Annotated in this window: 21 protein-coding genes; 10 read left to right on the top strand and 11 right to left on the bottom strand. The window is 35.3% G+C overall.

What is annotated here, in order from left to right; translation table 11 throughout:
• Positions 1-58: 58 nt before the first annotated feature.
• Complete coding sequence (dinB, locus tag A8L32_RS22860; RefSeq protein WP_075591634.1) at positions 59-1165, top strand: DNA polymerase IV; 1107 nt, start codon at positions 59-61, stop codon at positions 1163-1165.
• A gap of 45 nt (positions 1166-1210) precedes the next feature.
• Here the strand turns inward: dinB and A8L32_RS22855 are convergent, their stop codons facing one another.
• On the bottom strand, positions 1211-1492 hold the full coding sequence (locus A8L32_RS22855) for a hypothetical protein (RefSeq protein WP_075591633.1): 282 nt from the start codon (positions 1490-1492) through the stop codon (positions 1211-1213).
• A 317-nt stretch (positions 1493-1809) separates the two neighbouring features.
• On the opposite strand from A8L32_RS22855, the gene A8L32_RS22850 reads away from it, so the two are divergent.
• The gene (locus tag A8L32_RS22850; RefSeq protein WP_075591632.1) at positions 1810-2184 is read left to right on the top strand and encodes an arsenate reductase family protein; all 375 of its coding nucleotides are present in this window, start codon (positions 1810-1812) and stop codon (positions 2182-2184) included.
• Here A8L32_RS22850 and A8L32_RS22845 read toward each other — a convergent pair.
• From A8L32_RS22845 to A8L32_RS22810, 8 genes are all read right to left on the bottom strand, one after another.
• A complete protein-coding gene (locus A8L32_RS22845) occupies positions 2181-2957 on the bottom strand; it encodes a LytR/AlgR family response regulator transcription factor (RefSeq protein ID WP_075591631.1) in 777 nt (258 codons plus the stop codon). The genes A8L32_RS22850 and A8L32_RS22845 overlap by 4 nt on opposite strands.
• A 17-nt stretch (positions 2958-2974) precedes the next feature.
• Positions 2975-4039: a sensor histidine kinase gene (locus tag A8L32_RS22840; RefSeq protein WP_083631476.1), complete on the bottom strand. Its 1065-nt coding sequence runs from the start codon at positions 4037-4039 to the stop codon at positions 2975-2977.
• 200 nt (positions 4040-4239) lie between these two features.
• A complete protein-coding gene (locus tag A8L32_RS22835) occupies positions 4240-5583 on the bottom strand; it encodes a TolC family protein (protein ID WP_075591630.1) in 1344 nt (447 codons plus the stop codon).
• Positions 5584-5613: 30 nt separating this feature from the next.
• Positions 5614-8664 (bottom strand): efflux RND transporter permease subunit, encoded by a 3051-nt coding sequence (locus tag A8L32_RS22830; RefSeq protein ID WP_075591629.1) that lies wholly within the window; start codon positions 8662-8664, stop codon positions 5614-5616.
• On the bottom strand, positions 8661-9740 hold the full coding sequence (locus A8L32_RS22825; protein WP_075591628.1) for an efflux RND transporter periplasmic adaptor subunit: 1080 nt from the start codon (positions 9738-9740) through the stop codon (positions 8661-8663). The genes A8L32_RS22830 and A8L32_RS22825 overlap by 4 nt, the downstream gene beginning before the upstream one ends.
• 152 nt (positions 9741-9892) lie before the next feature.
• A complete protein-coding gene (locus A8L32_RS22820) occupies positions 9893-11464 on the bottom strand; it encodes a DUF6850 family outer membrane beta-barrel protein (RefSeq protein WP_075591627.1) in 1572 nt (523 codons plus the stop codon).
• A gap of 22 nt (positions 11465-11486) precedes the next feature.
• Positions 11487-12692 (bottom strand): DUF4876 domain-containing protein, encoded by a 1206-nt coding sequence (locus tag A8L32_RS22815; protein WP_075591626.1) that lies wholly within the window; start codon positions 12690-12692, stop codon positions 11487-11489.
• Between the two features lie 82 nt (positions 12693-12774).
• Positions 12775-15654 carry a TonB-dependent receptor gene (locus tag A8L32_RS22810; protein WP_158027289.1) on the bottom strand — a complete coding sequence of 960 codons (2880 nt, stop codon included), beginning with the start codon at positions 15652-15654 and terminating at the stop codon, positions 12775-12777.
• Between the two features lie 321 nt (positions 15655-15975).
• On the opposite strand from A8L32_RS22810, the gene A8L32_RS22805 reads away from it, so the two are divergent.
• From A8L32_RS22805 to A8L32_RS22770, 8 genes are all read left to right on the top strand, one after another.
• Complete coding sequence (locus A8L32_RS22805) at positions 15976-17517, top strand: acyl-CoA carboxylase subunit beta (protein WP_075591624.1); 1542 nt, start codon at positions 15976-15978, stop codon at positions 17515-17517.
• A 284-nt stretch (positions 17518-17801) separates the two neighbouring features.
• Positions 17802-19292, top strand: a complete 1491-nt coding sequence (locus A8L32_RS22800; protein ID WP_075591623.1) for an acetyl-CoA carboxylase biotin carboxylase subunit — start codon at positions 17802-17804, stop codon at positions 19290-19292.
• 56 nt (positions 19293-19348) lie between these two features.
• Positions 19349-19870 carry an acetyl-CoA carboxylase biotin carboxyl carrier protein subunit gene (locus tag A8L32_RS22795; protein WP_075591622.1) on the top strand — a complete coding sequence of 174 codons (522 nt, stop codon included), beginning with the start codon at positions 19349-19351 and terminating at the stop codon, positions 19868-19870.
• Positions 19871-20171: 301 nt separating this feature from the next.
• Positions 20172-20591 (top strand): hypothetical protein, encoded by a 420-nt coding sequence (locus A8L32_RS22790; RefSeq protein WP_075591621.1) that lies wholly within the window; start codon positions 20172-20174, stop codon positions 20589-20591.
• 239 nt (positions 20592-20830) lie between these two features.
• Positions 20831-21415, top strand: coding sequence for an FKBP-type peptidyl-prolyl cis-trans isomerase (locus A8L32_RS22785; protein ID WP_075591620.1), 585 nt, complete (start codon positions 20831-20833; stop codon positions 21413-21415).
• A gap of 16 nt (positions 21416-21431) precedes the next feature.
• A complete protein-coding gene (locus A8L32_RS23805; protein ID WP_075591619.1) occupies positions 21432-22241 on the top strand; it encodes an FKBP-type peptidyl-prolyl cis-trans isomerase in 810 nt (269 codons plus the stop codon).
• Positions 22242-22402: 161 nt separating this feature from the next.
• On the top strand, positions 22403-22864 hold the full coding sequence (locus A8L32_RS22775; protein ID WP_233145522.1) for a peptidylprolyl isomerase: 462 nt from the start codon (positions 22403-22405) through the stop codon (positions 22862-22864).
• Between the two features lie 19 nt (positions 22865-22883).
• Positions 22884-23258, top strand: coding sequence for a DUF3127 domain-containing protein (locus A8L32_RS22770; protein ID WP_075591617.1), 375 nt, complete (start codon positions 22884-22886; stop codon positions 23256-23258).
• 74 nt (positions 23259-23332) lie between these two features.
• Here A8L32_RS22770 and A8L32_RS22765 read toward each other — a convergent pair whose 3' ends face one another.
• A complete protein-coding gene (locus A8L32_RS22765) occupies positions 23333-24013 on the bottom strand; it encodes a hypothetical protein (protein WP_075591616.1) in 681 nt (226 codons plus the stop codon).
• 115 nt (positions 24014-24128) lie between these two features.
• Positions 24129-26306, bottom strand: a complete 2178-nt coding sequence (locus tag A8L32_RS22760; RefSeq protein ID WP_198931839.1) for a S9 family peptidase — start codon at positions 26304-26306, stop codon at positions 24129-24131.
• Positions 26307-26997: the final 691 nt, after the last annotated feature.

Genomic DNA, 26997 nt, shown 5'->3' with positions numbered 1-26997 from the left:
AAATTGAAACTGTACTATGGTCAGTCTTGATAAATAAAAAGCTAATTTTACCGCATTCATGAATCAGGAGGAAAACATACAGCAGGAGGAGAATAAGGTAAGAAAGATTATTCATATTGATATGGATGCTTTTTTTGCTTCGGTGGAGCAGCGTGATTTTCCTGAGTTAAAAGGCAAAGCTATTGTGGTAGGAAGTCCTTCCTTACGAGGAGTTATTGCTGCGGCTAGTTATGAGGCCCGTAAATTTGGAGTACGTTCTGCCATGCCTTCGCAAACAGCTCTTAAAAAGTGCCCTCAGCTCATTTTTCAGAATCATCGCTTTGATGTGTATAAAGCAGTTTCGAAGCAGGTGATGGATATACTGCATGATTATACCGATTTGGTGGAACCCTTGAGTATTGATGAGGCTTTTTTAGATGTGACTACCAACAAAAAGAACCTTCGATCGGCCACACTTATTGCGCAAGAAATAAGACAAAGAATAAAGGAGGAAACGCAGCTGACAGCTTCGGCAGGTATTAGTGTAAATAAGTTTGTGGCAAAGATAGCATCCGATCAGAATAAACCAGATGGTGTATTTGTGATTAAACCCAACGAGGTTGTTCCATTTATTGAAAAGCTGCCGATTAAAGAGTTTTTCGGGGTAGGGAAGAAGACTGCCGAGAAAATGAATAAGCTGGGTATTTATACGGGCAAAGATTTGCAGGCATGGAGTTTAAATGGCTTGGTGCGCAGCTTTGGTAAAGTTGGGAATTTCTTCTATTCTATATCCAGAGGAGTAGATGACAGACCTGTGCGACCCAACCGTACGCGAAAATCTGTAGGTATTGAAAATACTTTTTACGAGGACTTAAATACAGATGAGGAAAGATTGGAGCAGTTAAATGTACTGATTGATGGATTATGGAATCGTTCTGCTAGGCGCGATATTTATGGAAGAACCTTGACATTGAAAGTTAAGTTTAGCGATTTCATTCAGCAAACACATAGTAAAACATTACTGAATAAGTTAACGTTGAAAGATGAAATAGCATCCATTGCTAAACAGCTGATGCAAGAAGTTAAGTTTGATAAAAAAGTACGGTTGATGGGATTGAGTATTTCTAATCTAGAAGGAGAGGAAACCAACAGTCAGCCTGTGCAATTAACCATTGATTTTGATTAAAAAAATAAACCTTTCTAAAAAATCAGAAAGGCTTATGTTATGTGTTTATTTCAGAGATTGCAGTTTTTCTAGAAGTTCTAGAGATTTTGCCATTAAATCAGCACGAAGCTTTTTGTAATAAGCTTTCACTAATTTTCTGTTGTTTTTGCCATCTGGATGATTTGCTCTGGCGATAAACTCATTTCTCATTTCAACTGCCTCAACTAAAATGGGTGTTAAAGCCTCTTCTTTAACCGTTTCCATTAAAGCTAATTTCAAATAACCTTGCGTTACTATTTCCGAAGCCAAATAGTTGATATCTTTCTTTAATTCTCTAAGATTTGCCATTGAGTAATTTTTATAAATTTCTTATGATAATGCAAGTTACACTATATTTCTTTCGATACAAGTATTACCATCTTGTTTGAATTAATTTATGATTGTTGGGTGTATTCTAGAGGCGGCAGTATTATTAATCCTTGAATACCTTGTGTTAATAAAATTATAGATTGGCTTAGTCTTATATTTTAACAGACACTGCTAATAATGATTAGTTTTGTACTTCTATATTTGAAATAGTTGTTTTAAGTTAGAAGATCTACACAACCTTTACAGACACAAAGAAAAAGAAAAGAGCAATTAATAAAGGTTATAGTACAACAACCATGAAGAAATTATATTATTTATCCACATGTTCAACCTGTAGAAGAATAATTCGTGAAATAGAACCGGGTGAGGAATTTATTCAGCAAGATTTAAAAACTTCGCCAATAAGTCCTGAGCAATTAGATTTTGTTTATCGATTTACGGGTAATTACCAAAGTGTTTTTAATAAGCAAGCACGCAAGTATCGTGAGTTAAGTCTGCATAACGAGGACTTAAGTGAGGAAAAGATGCGCGAACTTATTTTAGAAGAATACACATTTTTAAAGCGCCCTATTTTTATTCTAGACGATAGAATTTTTGTAGGTAACAACAGAAAGGTAGTTGCTGAATTATCAAGTTTTGTACAACAGCAAAAGAAAGAACGCGTTTTTTAACTGTCTAACCACTCTTTAAATACAGTAGCTTTAGCTCTGCTAATCACAAATTTCTCGTCAAACTGAGGAAGAAGCTTAACAATTAGTTTTCCGCCAAAATAGTTTTCTAAGGAGTGAATGGCCTTTAGGTTTACAATAGCCTGCCTGTTTGCTCTAATAAATTGAGCTGGGTCAAGCTCCTCTTCCAATTTGTCCAGTGTAAAGTTAATGATGTGCTGTTTCTTGTCGAAGGTAACTGCATAAGTCATTTTTGATTCAAAGAAGATATAGGCCACATCCTCTACAGGAATAGCGAAGTAAGCATCTCGTTTAGAAACTAAAAAACGTTTGCGATAAGTGCTTCCACCTTCTTTAATGCCCTTAACCAATTCGGCATAGTTTATATCTGTACTACTTTCGTTTTCAAACAGCTCGGTAATTTTCTCCATCTTTTCAATGGCAGAAAGTAAAGATTCCTCCTTGATAGGTTTTAATATATAATCGATGCTATTTAGCTTAAAAGCTTTAACAGCATACTCATCGTAGGCGGTGGTGAAAATAATACCACTTTCTACTTTTACCTTTTCAAAAATAGAAAAGCTTAAACCATCAGAAAGCTGAATATCCAGAAATATTAAATTAGGATGTTCGTTGTTTTGCAGCCACTCTACCGTTTCGGTTATGCTGTCAAAAGTTCCCTTAATAACCCAATCAGGACGGAGCTCTTGAATCATTCCTTCCAGCATCTGAGCACTTAATATCTCATCTTCAACAATAATTACATTAAAAGCCATCTTATTTAATTTAAAGGTTAATCAATAATAGGAATTTCTACCCTAAAGGTTTCTTCATCTTCTACAATTTTCAACTCCTCGTCAGTAAGTATTTTTAGTCGTTTACTTAAGTTCGATAATCCCGTTTTTGTTGAGTAAGTAGATTCTTTGATTTGCTTGTTGTTGGCTACAAATAGCTTGTCTTGATTAATGCCAATGTGTATAGCCAAAGGTTTAGTACGCGAAGTAATGTTGTGTTTAATGGCATTCTCAACTAATACTTGTAAACTTAGGTGAGGAACTCTTTTGTTTTGGATTTCCTCAGGTACATTAACTTCAATGCTTAACCCGTCTCCAATTCGCGCTTTATGTAAGGTTGTATATGCCTCCAAAAACTTAAGCTCATCTTTCAACGATATGGCAGCCTGACCTTCTCCAATGAGCAGGTATCTGTACACATCAGTAAAATTTTCTGCAAAGTCAATGGCCTTGTTTTTATCCGTTCTGATAATGGCAATAAGCGTACTCAGGTTATTGAATAAAAAATGTGGATTTACTTGGTCTTGTAATGCTTTATAATCGGTTAATATTTTGTCTTGTTTGAGCTTTTCATTTTCAATCATAAAAAACTCCAGACTTTTATGAAAGTTATGTGCTATAATGAGTACCACATAAATGATTAAGTATAACATCCCATATGCTATGGATAACCTATGCTTTTGAGGATCCATGATGACTTGCTTAACAAAGATAGGCTCTAAATGTACTACTGTGTATTCCATAATTACCATCCAAACAATGGCAAAACCAAGGAGTAATAAGGTACGTTTTTTAACGGCTTCGTGCCAAGGGAACCTTTTAGCAATAAGTCGGTCGAATAATATAATAGCTTCGGAAAATAAGAAGAAAACACAAAGGGTAAATACATAGCCAGTCCAATGCACTGCTTCCCCATTCATTATTAGCTCGTGTACAATGTAAAAGAATGAGGTAGCCATAAAAAGAACGAATAATAATCTTCTTCTCAGGCTTACAAAACTGCTGTTTGTATGCAGTTTTCTCCAATGTTTACATTTATCGTCTATGTTTCTCAACTTCCTCATTAATCAGATTTTAAAAATAAAGATTACCTGCGATTTTCAATCATTATGAAAAGACTAATTACACTGCATTATAAAACCTATTAGACAACATACCTTTGTATGTTGCTCGCAGGCAACCTTTTATCTTAATGAAAACTCCGGCTCCAATAAAGCTAAAATGTTGAATAAAAACCATCAAAGCCAGAGTTTTAAACACATAACTACAATACTCCTAAAGCTTTTTGATATTTGGTTTTTAAAACCTCAAAATTAGCGAGGGTTTCTATTTCTTTGGCATAAGCATTTTGCCAAGCTGCCTTTGCATTAAGCAAGTCTGTGGTGGTGTTTAAACCCACATCATAACTGGCTTGTGTTTCATCTAAGCTTTCCTGCGCTTCCGCTTTGTTTTTTTGTGCCCATAATATTGATTCGTAACCTTCTTGCAATTGAATCATCACTTGCTGTACCTCTAACTGAACTAACTCCTGAGTGTCGTTAAGGTTTAAATAAGCCTGATCTATTTGTGCCTGAGCAGCTGATTTTTTATGTTTCTTCTCGTTCCAATGAAAAATAGGAATAGATAAAGATGCAGCTACTGAGAGATTTCCTTGGTCAATTAAATCATTAATTTTATAATGTTGATACCCTACTTGAGCTCCTAGTTGAGGTAGAAATTCAGCATTCACTAACTTTTTATTATAGGTAGAAATTTCAGCTTGGCTATTTAGTATCTTAAGTTCTTGACGACTACTTAAGGCTTTGTCCATGCTACCAGTCATTTCTGGTAGGGTAGGATTAAGTTTTACCGTTTCGGTTACCGTTATCTCGGTGTTGAGTGGCAAGCCAATAATTTGGCAAAGGTTCATCTGAACAATTTTATATCCATTTTTAGCTTTAAGCAGATTTAATTCGGCATCATTTTTTTGTACGGTCACTTTTAGTTGCTCACTTTTAGGAACTAAACTAAGTTCATACATATCCTTTAATTGCTGCTCTAGACTATCTAGCATTAATACATAATTCTCGGCTAAGGTTACCGTTTCGCGCATGGCGGCTAACCTCCAATAGGCTTGATCTGTGTTTAAAATAACTTCGGCCTCTTTTAATTGATAAGCCTGCTCGCTAATTTCAACACCCGTATTGGCCATTTTATTAGCAATGCGTATTTGTCCGCCAGCATAAATAGGTTGACTTAAGTTTACTCCACCATTTAAAATCGAAAGATTCTCTGTTTCAATCGTCAAACCTGGGAAAAGAGCATCACTTGGAGTTGAAGGATCCGCTGCAGATGGCAATGTCATTGCTGGAATAGTTGTATTATCCGTTCCTGGATACATCATTGCTGAACCTGTTGCACTAAGCTCAGGCAAATAATTGGTAAAAGCCTCCTTCTTTTTAGCTTCTGCTTGCACCTTTTGTAAAGCTGACACCTTTAGTGTTTTGTTAAACTCCAATGCCAAACTTCGAGTCTCTTCCAGATTTAAAGACTTTTGTTGTGCCTGAATGGATAGTACTGAAACTATCCATCCACAACATATCAATATGGTTTTAATATTATATTTCATCCGTTTTGTAATTTGCTTTGGCTATGCCAGTTAATCGTGTAAAACTTTGGTGTTAACCTTGTAAAGAATAGCATACATTACAGGAACTACAACTAGTGTAACTATAGATCCTATCAATAAACCAAACATTACAGCAACCGCCATCCCTTTAAACATGACATCAAAAAGTAATGGAACCATTCCTAATATGGTAGTTAAAGAAGCCATCATAACAGGACGCATACGAGAAATAGCTGCGTTAATGATAGCGTTTAACTGATCTACACCACTGGCTATTTGGTCGTTGATTTCGTCCAGTAAAACAATGGCGTTTTTAATCATCATACCAATTAATCCTAGGGTACCAATAATTCCAATAAACCCGAAAGTGGCCTGCATAATATGGTGGCCTAATGCAACACCAACCAAAGCCATAGGTACTACACCCATTACAATCATAGGTTGTTTTAAGTTGTTGAAAAGTAGAATGACAATGAGCAACATAATACCTAAAGCAAGCGGAAGTAAAGCGAATAAGTCGGCGTTAGCTTCTTTACTATCTTTATGTTCTCCCAGCCATTCTAGCTCATAACCATGCGGTAACTTTATAGCTTCTACCTGTGCATGAATATCGTTCCATAACTCAGGAGCAGTAATGCCTAACTTTGGATTAGATTGTGATTTAATAGCTCTTAATCCATTGTATCTCCTGATTTGTTTGTTTTCCCAACTTACGGTTACCGAATCGATGACTTGAGCCAAAGGAACGCTAGACATTGAATTACTCCAAACAGGAACCGATTCTATGTTTTCAACACGACTGCCTACAGGTTCATTCATTTTTAGGATGACAGGTAATACATCTACTCCTTGATGAATGGCTCCAACAGGCATTCCGTTTGATGCAATGGCTAACGAATTGGCCACATTGCTTCGGCTGATACCTTGAAGGCGAGCTTGGTCCACGGAATATTCTGGAGTTAATACTTTGGATTGGTTTTTCCAGTTATTAGTTGCAATCTCACAAAACTCACTTCCTCTCATTATTTCTTCCGCTTGCACAGAAAGGTCTCTTAATACAGCCGGATCGGGACCGGTAAACTTAGCCTCAATTAAATACTCAGTAAAAATAGGGCTGTAAGTTCTAGCTCGAACAAATGCCTGAGGGTATTCCTTGTGCATGTAATCAACCAACTCAACAGCTGTTCTTTGTGCAGCTTCAAAATCAACAGCATCAATAATTAACTCACCATAGTTACTGTTGATGGTAGTCATTGGTCGAAGCAAGGTGTAACGAGCCGGTGTTTGTCCCAAAGAAGTGGTGATGTTTTCAACGCCATCCCAATCTTTTAAATCTTGCTGTGCTTTATCTAAATCTTTTTCAACCTGATAAATATCGCTTCCTTGTGGTAACCAATATTCAATTACATACTGCGGATAATCCAGGGCAGGAAAAAACTCTTGTTTAACAAATTTAAATGACCAGATTGAAGTAAAAAGTACAATGGTAGTGGCAATGATAAATACTGTTTTATGCCATAACATACCTTGTAGTACTTTTTTAAACCAACGATATAAACTATTGTCGTACATATCATTGTTATCACTAGCTTTAGCTACTTTGCCACGATAAAACCAGTTGGCCATAAATGGCGTTTGTATCATCGCAAATATCCAGCTTAGGAATAAAGAAATAGCCAAAACGTAAAACAAGGATTTTAAAAATTCACCAGCTTGACCCGGAGAAAACCCTAAAGGCATAAATGCTAATATAGCTACTATAGTGGCTCCTAAAAGTGGCATGGATGTTTTTTGTGCCGTATTAATAAAGGCCTTCTTTCTATCCATTCCCTTTTTAAGGTCGATCAGAATACCATCTGCCACAACAATAGAGTTATCTACTAACATACCCATGGCCACAATAATGGCTGCAAGGGATACACGCTGTAGCTCTATTCCTGCTGCCTGCATCACAATAAAAGTCGCCAATATGGTAAATACCAATCCACTTGAAATAAGCAGTCCTGAGCGCATTCCCATGGCAAATAATAACACCACAATAACAATCAGTACTGACTCAATTAGGTTGATCATAAATCCTCTAATGGATTGATCTACTCTGTCCGGTTGAAAGAAAACTTTGTTGATTTCAATTCCAACAGGTAAGTTTTTTTGAAGTTCAGCCACCTTGGCATCGAAAACCTCTCCAACCTTTATTACATTGACTTTACTTTCCATGGAAATGGCCAACGACATCGCTTTTTTTCCGTTGTATTTAAAGTCATTTCTTTTAGGGGTATAAAAACTTCTTTCAACCGTAGCAATCTCACCCAATAAAAAAGATCCTCCTCCAGGAACCTGAACAAGCAAGTTATTGATATCGTCTATGCTTTTGAACTTGGCACCAAGACTCAACCTAATTCTTTCGGAACCCACCACAACATTGCCTGGGTTAACAATAGAAGCCTGATCGTTAATAGCCTGAACGATTAACATCGGGTTAAGACCTAGTTGTGCAAATTTCTCGGTAGAAAACTTGATGTCAACCGTTTCTATTTGCTGTCCAAATATCTCTATGCGTCGAATATTTTCAACAAGTAATAATTCACGCTTAATGTACTCTACGTAATCGTTTAGTTCTCTGTACGAATAACCATCGGCACTTACCGAAATGAATATACCGTATACATCGCCAAAATCATCTAAAACAATGGGATCAGCACCTGCAGGTAAATCACGTTTTGCATCATTAATTTTTCTGCGCAAATGATCGTACATTTGAGGCATTTTAGCGGTTATTACCCTCGGTTCAACATTAACCGTAATTTCCGACATGCCATCCGTAGATCGAGATTCTATGAATTCAATATTTTCTAGTTTTTGAACTGCTTTTTCAAGTACATCAGTTACTTCTAGTTCTACTTCGGAAGCAGAAGCTCCAGCATATGGAGTAATGATAACTGCCGATTTAATAGGAATCTCAGGATCCTCTAATTTCCCTAGGCCTTGAAAAGCAAGTATTCCGCCCAAAAATACTGCCACCAAAATAGAGGTGATAAACGCCTTTTGGTTCAGTACCTTTTCTATTGTTCCTTTGCTCATAGTAAACCTCCGATATTAGTTGCTGACTTTTTTGGAAGAACTTTTACTTTTTGTCCTTCAATTAAAGTATGAACACCAGCGGTTACTATCTTATCTCCAGCTTTAAGGTTCGAATTAATTTCAATTAATCCGTTGCCATGCACTTTTAATACAGATACAGGTTGCTTTTTCACCTGCATATTGTTGGCCTGAATTACCCACACATACTTTTCCTGATTCTTGGAGAATACAGACTCAACAGGAACTAAAAGGCCATCGCCATTCTGCTGTTTTTTAGTAACTTTTACTTTGGCTACCATGCCTGGTTTAATATTGCTTTTTAAATCATTGGATTTTAGTAATAGCTTAGCCTCAAACATTCTATCACTGCCCGATTTTTTGCTCAACGATTTTACTGTAGCTGGAATATTGAATTGGTTAGCATTACGAATATCGCAAGTAATTTCTTTTACTATTTCCATTTGGTTTATCTGTCCTTCAGGAATACTAACAGCAACTTCTAAATCGGTGAAATCTAAAAGTTTAACGATAGGAACACCAGGGCCTACTGTTTCAAAGTTTTCAATTAGTTTTTTGTCGATATATCCCGAAAAAGGAGCTTTTAAGTCGGTGTCAATTAATGCATTTTCAGCAGCCTCGTACTGACTTTTAGCCATAAGATAACCAGCCTTTAATTTATCTAAAGTATTTTCAGGAAGTTTCTTTCTTTGGTAAAGCTCTTGGTATCGCTCGTATTCAGCTTTAGCTTGCGTGTATTGCGCCTTGGTGGCTTGCACTTGGATGCGATAATCGCGTTTGTCGATTTGAGCAATAATTTCTCCCTTGTTCACATAATCACCAGCATCAACTAATAATGTTTGAACTGGGCCACCAACTTTAAACGATAAAGTTACTTGGCGTAATTCTTTAACAACACCATTTAAAATAACGGTGTTGTTATCGTTGGCAGGTAAAACTGAAGCTGATTTAACATACCTAGCTTCCTCTTGATTAGCTTGTGTATCCTTGCCGGCACACGATGAAAACAATATAACTAACAAGCTTATGGTTGTTAGCCATAAATTCTGACTTTTCATTTTTATCTATTTTAGGTTTTATATTTCAGTATTGACCACAAATATATTATATGACCTAAAGCAGTCTTTGGCTTATTTAAATGAAATGGAAAAATATTCGAATGAACTTAAACAGGAGTGTTTCGGACTGAAAATTGAAAAAAAATGCCACTTTAAAAAAGAATACCAATACCAATGGAGTAATTATGGTTGTGGTTATTAGAATTTTCTGTAACAAATAGTTGCTGAGTGTATAGGCTTGCATAAGGCATATATTTGTCCGCAGCCAGGCATAGCAAATCTGTAGTAATTCCAATCTTAAATTGAAGGAAATCAGCGCTACTATAATAGTATTCTGGGTAAGTAATTTGTTCTTTTAGCTCAATATCTTCAATATAGATTCTCTTGCTTAAGTTGAAGCGGTATGTAGCTGCTAAATTCATTTTCAGGTTTATGCCACCAAAATACAAGTACTTATTGATGTTGGAGCTAAACTGTATATTGTTGACTTGGTTATAATAGCTTTCTGGGAATACCTCGGTTTTGTCGAAGGTTAATTTAATGCCTGATTCCACCTGTAAATGAGGTAGGTTGTTTTCTTCGATTATAAAATCGTATGAAGATTCTATTTGCGTGATTTTTCTCTTGTGTCTTACCGCTTTATCATATATTTCGAAGTTGTATGATTGTGATTGGGGAATTTCCTTTTGATAAAACCAGATTCCTTTTATATGATTGTGACTAATGTTTAGCTTAATATTATGTATTAATTGCTCTTTTTTAATTAAAAGAATATTGGTGAAGTTGTATTTGTGATTGTGATAGTCTCCGGTTAAAAGTTGTCCAACAGATCCTTGTGCAGCCCTTTCGTAAGTTTTTTCATAACTAGCTATGCTTAAATTTTCAAAATCTAAGCCTTTGTATTTAGATTGAATTGAAATGCCTTTTTTATAACCATTATAGGTCATTATATCTTCGGGGTAGCCTGTGCCAAGAGTTTCTTTTTTATGTAATCCCATTCCAATGAAGCGAAACAAAGCATGATTTTCAGATTTATCATTTCGTGTTGTTTCTGTTGTTTCGCTTAACCTTTCGTATTTAAGGCTAATGCCATAATCCCACTTCTGTTGATGAATAATTAACCCTGGTTCTAATTTAAACCGCAATGATTTAATCAGCGGGCGAGGGTCAGATTGGTTAGTTTTATCGCTGACTGTATAATTTAAACCTAATCCCCAATCATATTTCTTACTGGCAGATCTGTAAGCCATTCTGGCTTCTAATAAATAAAAATCTTGCTGGTAGTCACCTCCAATTGAATCACCATGAATAAAAGGATTAGCTTCTGAAATAAATGTAGTGTTATTCCATTTTTGTTCAGACTGTTTGGTGTTTTTATACTGCGCTTTTCCCCATAAATTCAGCTGGTTGAGTTTTGTGTAACCTGAGCTGCTTAAATTATATTGCGTTTGCGATGTTGGATGAAAAACACTTTTGAATAAATTATCTGCTTGCAGAAAACCGGCATTGATGGTAGCTAGCTTATTAAAAGGTTGATAGCTTATTGCAGCAGGCTGATTACTTTGCAGCCATATATCTGCATACTCAATAGAATAGTTTAAAGAGGTATAATGTTTTAAAGTATCCTTACTTTGTGCATTGGTATAAAAACCAATGCATTGCAGTGTAAAGCATAATGTAATTATGACTATTCTTGATGTTAGCTTGGTACATGAGTTTAGCATGTGCTAAATATACTATATTTTGCTAATCTACACTTGTAGGATGAATACCGGGAGTAGGATCCTGATCGCTCAAAAAGTCATTGCTTGAGTTATTCGTATCTTGATATATAACGTTTCCATCCACTATTTCTTTTACCTTTCGGCGAATACTTTTACCGCTAAAAGAGGAAGTACACCATACTTTACCAGCATCTATATCATTGTGCAGGCTTTTATGTTGCTTACCATCATCAGGCCTCACTAATTCAACTGCATCAATAACATACTCTTTGGGGATCATAAGAAATTCAGTTGAACTGGAACTTCCAGGTTCTGTACTGCGGTTGTTTGGGTTTTCTCCCCAAGTAGGATAATCACTTATTTGAGGAAGCTTAAACATGATAATTGAATTATTCCCATTTGGGGAAATTGTCCAGTCGTTCGCAGAGTGTCTGGTTGAAAATAAAAGTTCTAAATTTGGCACACCTACCGCATCGAGGTCTTTACCTCCATTAAAATCACCACAATATGCCTCCCAATTTGCATTACCTAAATCTACAGGGCTATTGGGATTGCCATTTGGATCGGATTTGTGGTTGATGCCATCCACAGCAATTACTACGCTGGTAAATGGTTGTAATGAAACATCGTAACCGGAGCCTAAGATATACATTACATGCCACTGTAAAGCAATTCTATTTAAAATTTTGTTTGCGCTATTAATCCAGTCGTTTTCATTTGAAGCAGCCTGCTGCAGAGATCCGATAGTTAATCCATCCAGATAAATAACTTCATCTGTATTATTGTATATTTCTAAAAACTGATCTGAAGTGTAAGTTTTTCCTTCTGGTGTTCTTGATCCTGAATAGTATATTTCCTTAAAAACAAGTCCTTGTTGGAGGCTTTCGGTTAAATCAATGGTAAATGAATCGCCATCTTCTTTAACTACTTGGTTTTCGATATATCCATTGTAGTTATATCCGTTTTTAACAAAGCTTACTGAAAAATTATAAAGACCTGATGGAAGTTTAAAAGTAGTAGTTCCACTTTCATCGGTACTATTCGTTTTGTTTATTTTATTGTCGACTCCTACAGCATTAACGTTTAGCATTTCTAGCCCAGAACCTGTTATGTTGTTATTATACTGTACCTGAATATTAACTTTATGAGCTTTTGCAATTTTATCATCACAATTAACCAATAGTATTATCAATAAAAATAAGCTAACTAATCTAAAACAACTTCTCATCCATGCAGATATTTTAATTAAAATAGAATTGATTAGTTGTAGGGGAAGTAAGATTGAAAGGCTGTAAATATAATCACAATTTTTATAGTTCTAAAACCAATTCAGCACCAAAATACAATTGTTGGTTTAGCAAAGTGTAACCATTATAGCGTTTGTATTGGTATTTGGGGCGAGTATTTAAGAAGTTATTGGCCATAAATGCAAGTTTTAAATGGTCTCCAATTTCTTTAGTAAGTTTAAAATTAAACTGGAAACGCACTGGATAACTTTCCTCTATATAAATTCCTTGAGGCTTAGTTTCAACCATTTTCCGATAGGGTTCATCATTTGGGTTCACGTTCCAATTGTAATATTTTCCATCTTTACCATAGTAGCCAATAGGGTTAATGTTTTTAGTTACTTTCGTAGTGTAATTTACATAGGAGTATACGTTATCTACTTCAATTATTTTGCCATCTTCAACTACATATACATATGGATTGTCTTTATTGTCTTCCCATTTGTTTTGGTATTTTTCAAACCAAACTATTTGTGTTGTTAACGTTGCAATTAGCCTTACTGCAGGAATGTAGGTTACTGCTTGAATGTTAGTGTTGAAACGATGTCTCTCGGTTTTTTCTCCAGCAGGAAATACAGGTAGGTAAGGGTATGGTTTTCCATTGTGTAGGTCCGATTCAAAATTGTATTTGTTTTGAGTGTTGTACGATTCAATATTCATCCACGCACCATTTAAGATAAATTGTGTATTTATAAAATTTAGTTTACCTAAGTCAATAAAATATTCTATTCCTTTTTTAATTAATACTCTATCATTTTGTGGCACCTTGTATAAATTAAATGTGGTGTCAATTACAATAGGGGCTTTTGTGTTTTCTCCATTTAAGGTATAATATACTCCATCATCGGTAAGATATGGATTTTGTGCACCTTCCAGGTTGGTGTATTTATTATGGCTAATGATTAAGGGAATTGAATTAAAGCTTATGCCACCAGTCTGTTTTTCAGAATATGCAGTTATCTTGGCGTCTATCCCCTTTATCTTAAAATCGATTCCCGCTTCTCTTTTAATATTACTGAATGGAGTAAGTTTAGGATTGTTCGTGTTATTGATTATTTGTGTTTTATACACAGCTAATGAAGTACTGGGATCTACTTCGTTATAGTGGTTAAAGCTTAATTTATCAAAGTATGCTTTGTCCGGAAATAAATGAATAAGCCCAGGTAGTTTGGTGGCAATACCGTAGCCAAATCTAAACCCTAAATGTTGCAAGAAAGTCTTATTGTTATTGTAAACCGAATATTTTAAATTAACTCTGGGTTCCCACGAATAGTAGTTAGTTTTAGAAGCTTTTAAGTAGTTGTAGCGTAGGCCTGCCTGAGTGATGAGTTTAGTCTTTCCAATCTGTAAATTCAGTTTATCCTCAATGTATAAGGAGTAATTATTTATATTAGGAATCTCCTTTAACGATCTTGGTCGAATAGTACTGAAATAGGTAGAAGTAGAAACTTTAGGCGGACGGTTAATATCATATACTCTTCCTAAACCATTATTTCCTTCCATTCTCCATTCGTAACCCAGTAATATCTTATTAAATAAGTGTTCCGATTTAACAGATTTAGATACCTTAAGTTTGGCCAATAACGAAAACGGTTTACCATCAATTCGGGTATCAGATAAATAATTTGACGGCAAGTATTCTGCTTCATGTTCGCCCTCAACTAAAGAGCTGGCTAAAGGAAATATATCAGAAGAAATAATTTTTTTATAATGATCTTTTTGATGAGAATAATTGCCACTAAAGTTATATTCTATATTTGTTATTAACTTGGAGTTTAATTGCCACTTCCCAAAAATATTTGTTCTAAATCTTTGATATTCGGAGTTGTACATTTCTTCTGTTGTAAACTGAGGGTCAGTTTTTTCATTATCAATAGTCGTTTGGTAGTCCAGCTTTATATTAAAAGTTAAAGGTTTGTTTTTATCGAAAATGCTTGAACTATAACCTACTTGTGTGTTAATGCGCTTATAGCCTTTGTATTTTTTCTTTATATCAGGATACGCCTGTGCATAATCAACATTTAAATTAAAAACACCTGTTTTACTCTTTAATCCTATTCCTTTACCTGCGGATAGGGTTTTTGTGTTTAAATCGGATGTAGCTCTAATGCGCAAAGGTGTTGTGCCTATTTTACTTTTAATAATAACAGCACCAGAACTTAAGTCGCTGTATTCAACTGAGGGAATACCTCTTATTACCTCAACAGATTCTATGTTTTCTCCGGATATACTTCTTAAATCAATTCCTTTACCTGCCACGGTTGGGGTATGTAAGTTCAGTCCATCCATTGAAGTAGAAAATACCTGCATGTTGGCATTGTTGGAAATAGGAGCGCCATCAACATAAATAGCAGCACCAAATGCACTATTGGGATCCGTATTTCCTATGTCTAAATCTCTAATTGAAACTTGTAACGGTTTTGCTAAGGTAGGATTAGAACTTAAATGCCCTGGAACCAAATCAATAATGTCCTTAAGACTTTTGGGCTGTATATGCTGTATGGCCGATTGATTTATTTTTGTGGATGAGCCTAGGTTAGCTTCTTCACCATTCACCACAATTTCTTCGATTTGTAGAGATAGCTTTTCCAGTTTAAACAACGCACTGTTGGTGTTTGAAAGAAGTTCTAATCGTTGCTCTATGGATGTATATCCTAAAATATTAACGATGAAAGTGTAGTTTCCTTGAGGAATATTAGAAAAAGAGAAGTAGCCATTTTCATCCGTTATTTGCCAACGATTGAGTTCTAAAATAAGAACATTGGCCATGATAATAGGCTCTCTGGATTCTTTTTCAATAACCTTTCCCTGATAAAATAAATTATTTTGCGCTTTAGCTTTAAAGGCACAGGGGTAGTTAAAAAGAATACTGACTAATAATAATTTATAAAAAACTTCTTTCATCCTAATGTAATACAGACCAAACATAAGAATAAGAATGCAATTTTTAATCATGTACCTTATAATCTTACTATTTAGTCCCGACTTATAACTTATGTTTATTTTGCAAATGTATGTTATAAAACATATATTGCTTCTTTTTTCACTTTCTTTACATCATTAAAACCGTCTTGAAAGAACAATTAAAAAGGTTTATGTGTTATGGTAACGTTGATTTTACAGAATCTTAATCCAAGATAGAGTTGTAATTTTATTTAATAGCTTAGAACACAGTACTTATAAATTGTTGCATTAGTAGTAAGGCAATAATCAATTAAGAAAAAAATGAACGATAATAGAATCCCATTTAAAAGGTTTCACGCTCGAAAAGAAGCCTTAGAGAGTCAATACGACGAGAATTATTTTGCAAAACAGCACGCAAAGGGCAAGCTTACGGCACGAGAAAGAATTGATTTCTTGATGGATGAAGGTAGCTTCCGTGAGGTAGATGCTTTTGTAAAACCTCTTGGTAAAGAAGATGAAAAAAAATATGGTGACGGAGTAATTGTAGGTTACGGAACCGTAAATGGTAGAAAAGTATTTGTGTTTGCACAAGACTTTACCTTTATGGGAGGTTCGTTAGGAACCGTACATGCTCGAAAAATCCAAAAAGTACAGGAGATGTCGCTTAAAATGGGTCATCCAATTATTGGTTTGATTGATTCAGGTGGAGCGAGAATTCAGGAAGGGGTAGCTAGTTTGGCTGGTTATGCTGGTATTTTTATGCAAAACGTAAAGAGTTCTGGTGTCATTCCTCAAATCTCTGTTATTCTAGGGCCTGCTGCCGGAGGAGCTGTTTATTCGCCTGCGTTAACCGATTTTAGGTTCATGACCAGAGATACATCATATATGTTTGTAACTGGGCCTGAGGTTGTAAAAGAGGTACTAAACGAAGATGTTACTTTTGAAGATTTAGGTGGTGCTGAAGTACATGCTACGGAAAGTGGTGTGGCTGATATGATTTTTAGTGATGAAGAACATACCTTAATGGGGGTGAAAAAGCTGCTTAGTTATTTGCCGTCCAATAATGTAGAGCATCCGCCAGTTAAGAAGAAAGAAGATGTGGAGCCAGGTAAACCCGAAAAACTTTCTTTGCTTTTACCAGATGATCCCAATAAGCCATACGATGTTGTTGAGGTAATTCAACTGATTGTTGATAAGGGATCTTTCTTTGAGATTGGGGAAAATCATGCACAGAATATAGTTATTGGCTTAGCTCGTTTAAATAATCAAGTAGTTGGTGTAGTAGCTAATCAGCCTAAAGTAATGGCAGGATGTTTAGATATTAACGCTTCTAAAAAAGCAGCTCGTTTTGTGCGCTTTTGCGATTCTTTTAATATTCCTGTTTTAGTGCTTGAGGATGTGCCAGGTTTTATGCCGGGTAAAAGTCAGGAGCAAAATGCAATTATCATGCACGGAGCAAAACTATTATATGCTTTTGCCGAGGCTACTGTGCCTAAGGTTACTGTTATCTTACGTAAAGCTTTTGGAGGTGCTTATATTGTAATGAATAGTAAGAATATGGGTGGCGACTTTAACTTTGCTTGGCCAACTGCAGAAGTTGCGGTTATGGGACCAGAAGGGGCCGTTAAAATTCTGAACAGAAAAGAATTATTAAACGCTAAGGACCCTGAAGAACTAAAACGTAAGTTAATAGCTGATTATAAAGAAAATGTAGCTAATCCTTATGTGGCGGATGAAAAAGGATACATCGATGAAGTGATAGATCCTTCGGAAACGAGAGAAGTAATTATTAATGCTTTTGCTTTGCTGGAGAATAAAGTAGAGCAAAACCCAGCACGTAAACACGGAAATATTCCATTATAGAATTTAGCATAAAGGGTAGAAGTATAAAGAATAAAAACTTCACAAGTTAAGTTTTGAAGTAAGCGTCTTTGTACTTTCATCATAACACTAATATAAAGTATATCGTGAAACGCCCCGAGAGAAGCCTTTATTACTTAGGCAGAATACGATTGGGAGTTACATCGAATACGTTTGATTGTTAGAATTATTATGAGATGAAACAAGCAGGATAAAAGATTACTCAAACAAGAGGATGATTAAATTTTGCGAGTTCCATGCGATCATAAAAATTAAAATATAAACGCATGAAAATTAAATCAATTTTAATTGCCAATCGAGGAGAAATAGCCATTCGAATTGCACGTACTGCAAAGCAAATGGGTATAAAGACATATATGTTTCTTTCTCATCACGAACCTAATGCCTTGCATTTAGATCATGCAGATGAGGTAATTGATGTTTCAGACAATACCTATATCAATGTTTATACTAACATTGATAAATTAATTGAAGTTGCATTAGAAAATAAGATAGATGCTATTCATCCAGGGTACGGATTCCTTTCAGAAAATCCATTTTTACCCAGAGAATGTGAGCGAAATAATATCATTTTTATAGGGCCGTCTTCAAAAGCCATTAACCAAATGGGAAATAAAGGAATGGCTCGTGATATGGCACTCAAAAATGACATACCTGTGCTTCAGGGAAGTAAGGGTGTAATTACCAAGATTGAGGAAGCTGAAGAAACAGCTAAGATTATTGGTTACCCAATAATTTTAAAAGCGGTTGCTGGTGGTGGAGGTAAAGGTATGCGAGTGGTTCGTAAAAAAGCAGAACTGCCGTTAATGTTTAAATTAGCCACTAACGAAGCCAAAGCATTATTTGATAATGACTCTATGTTAATTGAAAAATATGTAGAGAATCCACGCCATGTGGAGTTTCAGGTAATGGCAGACAAACATGGGAATATCATTCATTTATACGAGCGCGAATGTAGTATTCAGCGTAAGCACCAAAAGCTTTTAGAAGAAGCCCCTTCTGCGGCCCTATCTGAGGAATTACGCCAGAAAATTGGAGCCGATGCGGTGAAGATATGTAAGGCGACTAATTACTATAGTGCAGGTACTGTTGAGTTTTTGTTGGATGATGATCTGAACCATTATTTCATGGAAATGAATACGCGTGTTCAAGTAGAGCATCCCATTACAGAAGAAATAACAGGAGTTGATATTATAGAACTGCAAATTAAAATTGCGGAAGGCGAAAAGCTGAGCCTAAAGCAAGAGGATATTAAAATTAAAGGTTGGGCTATGGAGCTTCGTGTTAATGCCGAAGATGTTCAGTCTGGCTTTGCACCATCAACAGGTTTGGTGGAGCAAATGGATATTCCTACGCGCAAGTATTTAAGATGTGATTCAGGGTATCAAGCTGGTAAAGTGGTTGTTTCAAGTTTTGATTCTTTAGTAGCCAAACTTATTATTACTGGTAAAACAAGGAACGAAGCCATTAAAAACTGTCGTACCGTTTTAAATAATACCACTATAAAAGGGGTAAAAACAACCTTGCCATTCTTTAAGCAAGTAATGCAAACGCCTTCGTTTGTGAAAGGGAAATATACTACTTCGTTTATTGAAACTGATTTAACTCAAAGCTTCTATCAGGAAGATAACGAATTGGTGGCAGCCGCTGTTTTAGCTATGGAAGCTTATTTGCAAGAGCAGGCTAAAATTAATTCTGATGAATTAGACGACAAACCAGTTTCGGCCTGGGCAATGAGTAAAAAAATTAAAGGGTAGTTGAATTTTATCAAGAGGTTGAATTACGGTGTCTTTTGTCTTTAAAACAAAATAGAATGAAGTTATTACGTCATACCAAAAATTACACGCTAACGGGAGAAAAAAAAGTTAGTGTTCAGATTAGAGATAATGAAATTTATAAGATAAATAACAAAAAAGCTTCTGTCGAAGTTGAGGGTATCAATAACGACGAAGTGTTAATAAAAATTGATAATCAGACCCATATAGGTGAGGTGGTTAATTTAAAACAGAATGAGGTTTCTGTGATGATTAATGGTAATACTTATGATTTTACTATTGATACTGAGTTAGCCAGTAAGCGTAAGGAGAAGATAGCCAAAAATGCAGGTGTTAAAGTTTCGAAGGTAAATGCTCCATTACCAGGAGAGATCGTTGCTGTATTAATGAGTGAAGGTCAGGAAGTGCATAAAGGAGAGCCGATAATGATACTGGAGGCCATGAAAATGCAGAATGAAATAACAAGTCCTGTTAATGGAAAAATAAAATCAATCCATGCAAAAGCGGATGATACAGTCATGAAAGATCAGGTTTTATTTGAAATTGATCCGGATAAATAATTTGATATTAATGCTAAGAGATATTAAGCACCTTCATGTCGAGGGTGCTTTTTTGTATATGAAAGTGTAGTTGCGACATTGTATTTTTTCAATATGACTAATTATAATATGGCCAGTACAGTTCCATAGGCATTGGAAGCATAGTCCCAAGGTGTACCTCACTAGGCTCCCAGGGTATACTTCATTAGGCTTCCAAGGTGTCTGGGAAACATAATGTACGTATGGTGCTAGAGTTTGGCAAAGCCTGATAAACAATTTACTACTTTATGGGTTTGAATAACTAAACATTTAAAACTGTATCATGAGAAATCCAATGTTAATTATACATCTGTTGTCCGTAGCAATCTTTATCGGAGCAGCCTTATCAGCCTTTGTATTAAATAAAGTAGCTAATAAATTAGAAACTTCAGATAAGCTTAAGGTAAATAGTGCTTTACTTACGCTGAATTATTTAGGAAAAGGAGGTTTAACCTTATTAATTATTACAGGAGGATATCTAATGACCCCATATTGGGCCGCTTTAGGAGTAATGCCGTTATTAGTTGCTAAGTTATCTATTGTAGTAGTGTTGTTAGTGGTTTTAGTGCTGCTTAGTATTAAGGCTAAAAAAGCTAAAAAAGAGCCTTCTGAAAAAACGTTTTCATCTGTTAGTAAAATAAATACGCTAAACCTATTTTTAGGGGTTGTAGTATTGATACTGGCGGTACTTGTATTTAGTTAATTCGAACAACTCATATTAGAATATTTAAGCTGCATTATTCATTTTTAATGCGGCTTTTTTATGTCTTTAAGGCCTAGTTTATGTGATGAACTGTATGGAAGTACGAAAAAATCGGATAGAGCATGATTATTTCTTTTATAGAATTTCGTTAAAGCCAAGTTAAAGAATTTGTATGCGTTTGTTTTCCATTGGGTAAAGAACTATATTCGCCATCGTTTAAAAATATATTACATAAATAGATGGAAAAGTTAAGTTATTCATTAGGATTAAGCATTGCCGGAAATCTTCAAAATTCGGGTGTTGCTGAACTTGATATTGAGGCGTTTGCAAGAGGGGTGAAGCACCAATTAGAAGCTGCACAACCAGAAATCGCTCCAGAAGAAGCTAATACAATTATCAACGAATTTTTTACTGCTATACAAGGCAAACAGTTTGAAGCTAATATTAAAGCTGGACAAGAGTTTTTAGCTGAGAATGCAAAAAGGGATGGTGTTGTTACTTTAGAGAGTGGATTACAGTATGAAATAATGACTGAAGGTACTGGTGAAAAACCTGCAGCTACAGATAATGTAAAATGTCATTATCACGGTACTTTAATTGATGGAAAAGTTTTTGATAGCTCGGTTCAAAGAGGTGAGCCTGCTACATTCCCAGTAAACGGTGTTATTGCTGGTTGGGTTGAAGCTTTACAATTAATGCCATTAGGTTCTAAGTGGAAATTATTTATTCCTTCAAACTTAGCTTACGGTGAGCAAGGTGCTGGTCAGGATATAGGACCACATACCTCTTTAGTTTTTGAAGTAGAATTATTAGAGATTGTTTAATCATACAAAATAAACCATGCAAATTAAAAATCTTATTTTAGGATTAGGTGCAGCAGCTTTATTGGCTGTTTCTTGTACCCAAGCTCCAAGTGTTAAAAAAATTGAGCTTAAAAGCGAAGCGGATAGTATTGGTTATGCTTTAGGTCTTTTAAATGCTGAAGGTATGAAGCAGCAGTTTAAAGGTCCTTTTGATTCAATTGATACAAAAGCTTTAGCCGCAGCATACGTAAATGCTGAGCTTTCTAGTCAAATGAAAGAAGGTCTATCTCAAAGTTTCGACAGCATTAACTATGATGCTATGAAAACTGGATTTATTAACTCTTTAGTAGGAGAAAAAGATGGTGCTTTCGATCAAGAAAGTGCAAATGCGTACTTACAAGCTGCTTTCCAAGCAGGACAAGAGCGTAAAAATATGAAGCCAGGAATGCCAGCTTACGATAACAAAAAAGCAGGTGAAGAGTTTTTATCAGAAAATGGTAAAAAAGATGGCGTTGTTACTACTGCAAGTGGATTACAATACGAAGTTTTAAAAGCAGGAAATGGTGCTAAGCCAACAACTGAAGATAAAGTAAAAGTTCATTACCATGGTTCATTATTGGATGGAACTGTATTTGATAGCTCTGTTGATAGAGGTGAGCCAACTTCATTTGGTGTAACTCAAGTTATTCCAGGTTGGACTGAAGTATTACAATTAATGCCTGTTGGGTCTAAATATAAAGTTTATATCCCAGGTAACTTAGCTTACGGTATGAGAGGTTCTGGTGCACAAATTGGCCCTATGCAACTTTTAGTATTCGAAGTTGAATTATTAGATATCGAAAAGTAATTATAAGTTACTTTCAAAATATTAGATTATCAGATAAAAGAGGGCTTAGGTCCTCTTTTTTTATGCGAACAACCTTCCTAAGTTGATGTAAAAACAAATTCAAATTTGAAATAGCTACATTAAATTGTACCTTTGTTCCGCTTAAAAATTAAACCATTTGAATGATGATAAAAGCAGAAATACATACCGAAAAAGGGGTGATGAAATTGGAGTTATATGAGAAAGAAACTCCTAAAACAGTAGAGAACTTTGTGAAACTAGCCAAAGAAGGATTTTATGATGGATTAGCTTTTCATCGAGTAATTCCTGATTTTGTAATTCAAGGAGGATGTCCTCATTCAAAAGATCCTAGTAGCTCTAGAGCAGGCACTGGCGGTCCTGGTTATAGCATCGATTGCGAAACGAGTGGAGATAAACAGTATCATGATAGAGGTGTTTTATCTATGGCACATGCAGGAAGAAACACAGGAGGTTCTCAGTTTTTTGTTTGTCATAGCCGTACTAATACCGCTCATTTAGATGGTAACCATACTTGTTTTGGAATGGTTTATGAAGGTTTAGATGTGATTGATGCCATTGAAGCTGGAGACGGAATAGAGACTATTAAAATTATAGAGGAATAACCATTTACAATTAGGATAGATGAACTTTGAATTAGTAGGAAATTTAATTGTAAAGGATGATGAGCAATCTATTAGCGCATCCTTTAAAAAGAGAGAATTTGTAGTAGAAGTAATGAACGAGCGTAATTCAGACTGGAATGATTTTATTAAATTTCAGTTAACGCAAGATCGTTGTGCGCAATTAGATCCATTTAATTTAGGAGAGCCCGTAAAGGTTTCTTTTAATGTTAGAGGTCGTAAGTGGGAAAAAGATGGAAAGGTAAACTACTTTTCAAATCTTGAAGCATGGAGATTAGAGAAGGTTCAAGCGTCTGCAGACCCAGGCACACCTCCACCGCCATTTACTGAGGCTGAAGTTCCTCCAGCAGGAGATAACGAAGATTTACCATTTTAATTAAGATAATAAAAGCCACTCAAATGAGTGGCTTTTATGTTTCTATTTTATTGTGTTGTTAACAGACAATATAGTTAATCGTTAAAGATAAACATAGCATATTCTCCAGGATCTTGAATGATTACATTATCAACGATTCCTTCCTTATTAAATGCTGTAATTTCTTCTTTTATAGGAATGGCAGCTTCTTTTATTTTGGCAATATTCTCTAAGTTATTTCCTCCATTGAAGAAGGTCATGGAAGGATTTGTAAAAGAATGTGGACAGCTTAGAGGAAGCATAAAACTTATTGCAAACCCATCGGCATTAGCTATTACTACCCAACCTTGTTCAATTGCCCCACTCACCTGAACAAAGCCAAGTTTACTCCAGAAATCTATCGACTTTTCAAAAGAAGTGGTTTCTATACTGATACCCATAAATTTGCCAAGATAACTCTCCTTTTGATTAGGAATAATATCAATCTTTAGATCTTTATCTTCAATTAAATATATCCATACACCATTATTATCTCTAATTAGATATCCATTTTCAATTTCAAATTTTTCTGTATTGAGTTGTTCAATTTCTGCCTGCCAGCTCTCTTTTATGATTTTAATTCCAACTCTGGCATGTTTGTTTGGGTTTATTTCAATGAGGAATTTGCCATCTGATAAAATAGGCTTACTGGGGTTTACTTGTTCATACCCAAGAGACTTGTAGTATATTATACTTTCTTCAAGTTTTATACTTGGAGTGTGCACTAGTGTTTGCATAATAAAGTATGTTTTAAGTTTTAGGTAAGTTAAGGTATTGGCATAAAACAATCCAGTAGAGTGCAAAAAAAAGCCACCCTAAGGTGACTTTCATATATTTTCATTGTGTTATTATTTATTTATTTATTCCTTCCAGCATAAATAAAAAGCTATATTCCAAGGCAGTTTCCTTATATCGCTTAAAGCGACCAGAAGCTCCGCCGTGTCCAGCTTCCATGTTCGTGTGCATTATTAAAAGGTTGTTGTCAACTTTTGTATCTCTTAGTTTTGCTAACCATTTTGCAGGCTCCCAGTATTGAACCTGTGAATCGAATAGCCCAGTTGTAATGAGCATATTTGGGTATTGTTGAGCTTTAACATTATCGTACGGCGAGTATTTCATCATATAATCATATGATTCTTTGTTTTTAGGATTTCCCCATTCATCAAACTCATTTGTGGTCAGAGGAATCGTTTCGTCAAGCATGGTGGATACCACATCAACGAAAGGAACGGCAGCTATAACGCCATTATATAAGTCAGGCTGCATATTAACAATGGCTCCCATTAATAAACCACCAGCGCTTCCGCCCATAGCGTATAAGTGTTGTGGAGATGTATATTTTGAGTCAATTAAATACTTACTGCAATCAATATAATCGTTGAAAGTATTTATTTTCTTCATCATTTTTCCATCATCATACCACTTGCGTCCCATCGATTGTCCACCTCTAATGTGTGCGATCGCATAAATAAATCCTCTGTCCAATAAGCTTAAACGAGTAGAGCTAAACCATGTGTCAACGGTTGAGCCATACGAGCCATAGGCATATAATAATAAAGGGGCAGTACCGTCGAGCTTAGTTCCTTTTTTGTAAACAATTGAAATAGGCACATCAACTCCATCTCTAGATTTAGCCCATTGGCGTTCTACTTTGTAATCTTCTGGCGTATGGCCCCCAACAACCTCACTTACTTTCTTTACTTCTTTGGATTTAGTATCCATGTTGTAATCAATCGTTGAATTTGGAGTAGTTAATGAACTATATCCATATCGTAGAATGGGTGTATCAAATTCTGGATTTGTTGAAGTGTAAGTAACATATACCTCTTCTCCGAAATTAAGATAGTGCTCGTCTTTTGTTTTCTGATTTATAATACGAATGTGATTTAATGCATTCTTTCGTTCGCTAATCACAAGGTGTTCTTTAAAAATGTCAATTCCTTCTAATAGTACATCTTCTCGATGAGCAATTATTTCTTTCCAGTTATTCATTTCTGTTGAAGACTCAGGAGTTTCCATCAGTTTAAAGTTAGTGGCATTGTGGTTGGTTACAATGAAAAATTTATCCTCAAAATGATCAATGGAGTATTCGTGCTCTCCAATTTTAGGTGTAAATTGTTTAAAGTCACCACTAGGGTCATTGGCATTCAGAATGTGATAATCACTTTCTAAGGTGCTGCTTTCAGAGATGATAATATATTTATCCGATTTAGATTTATATACTCCAATGTAAAACGAAGGGTCTTTTTCGTGATATACCATCACATCATTTTTTTGAAGAGAGCCTAGTTCGTGACGCCATATTTTTTCGCTTAGTAATGATACCGTGTTTTTAGAAGTATAAAAGAAAGTCTTGTTATCATTAGCCCAAGCGCCACCTGCGGAGACACCTCCTATTTCATCAGTTAAGAACTCTCCTGTTTCTAAATTTTTAAAACGAACCGTGTAAATTCTTCTACTTACTGTATCTTCGCTAAAGGCAAGTATTTTGTTATCTGCGCTAACTCTTAGGCTAGTGGCTGCATAATATTCATGGCCTTCAGCAAGTTCGTTTACATTTAAAATAATGATCTCTGTATTATCTAAAGAATCCTTTTTTCTACATATAATAGGATACTCTTTGCCTTCTTCATATTTTACGTAATACCAGTAGCCGTTTGAGAAGTATGGAACCGACTCGTCATCTTTTTTTATGCGACCAACAATCTCGTCGAATAGATTTTTCTGTAACTCATCCGTATTCTTCATAACAGAATCTGTATATGCGTTCTCCGAATTTAAATAATCCAATACTTGTTGGGTCTGTTGATCTGGCGTATCCGCATTTTTTTGCTCATCAGTTAATCTCATCCAGAAATATGGATCTACTCTTGTGTCATCATGAAAGGTTAATAAAGAATCTTTCTTTGCTGCTATAGGAGCTTCTGGTAGTTCTGAAGGAATCATGGATTGTTGTGTTTTAATATTGGTGCAGTGGGTAAAAAGAAAAATAACAACTGCAATTGCTAGGGGGAATTGTTTTTTCTGCATAATCATTTTTTAAGGTTTGCAATAAGTAAAGATACTTTTATAATAAATATATCCAATGTAATTTAGGGGTGTTTGTACAAATTAGTAAAAAGTTCTAAAAAAATATCAGAAAGTAAGGGGGGAGGATTAAGTGTTGATTAGTTTTGAACATGGCCTTTAAATAGTTGAAAAATGCACGTTGTTTATTAAATTACTTGCATTGAATGATGTTTTTCTTATCTTTGTATTAACTCATAGTTTAGGGTTAGGTTTGGTTAAAGATTGAAACCGCTGTCAAAACGTTTGACAGCGGTTTTTTTATGTCCTACACTTTCTTCTTCTGTTAATCGCAATTCATCTTCACGGATAAATGAATAAAACCTAATTCGCAATTAAGTCTGTTAAGTTTCAATACGTCCTTTGCTGAATAGTAAAATAGTTTCAAAATATTCATTGTTTTTATAATTAAAATAATAGGGTTAGTCAAAAACTAAAGCTGTACCTAAAACAATGAGTGTATTTTTACTGTCTGGACTAAAAGAAAATAAGTACAATGAATATAATTGCCGAATTGAAACGTTATTTCTTAATTGGGATACTGTCTTTGTTAGCTGTAATTACGGCTAATGCCCAAAATAATGCACCAGTCATTGATAGCCAAAATGCCATATCTACGGATGAAGATATATCCTTTACCATTCCTTTATCCACT

The organism is Labilibacter marinus (genome assembly GCF_001659685.2).
GTDB classification, from domain to species: domain Bacteria; phylum Bacteroidota; class Bacteroidia; order Bacteroidales; family Marinilabiliaceae; genus Saccharicrinis; species Saccharicrinis marinus.
This window is presented reverse-complemented; position numbering and strand designations above follow the sequence as displayed.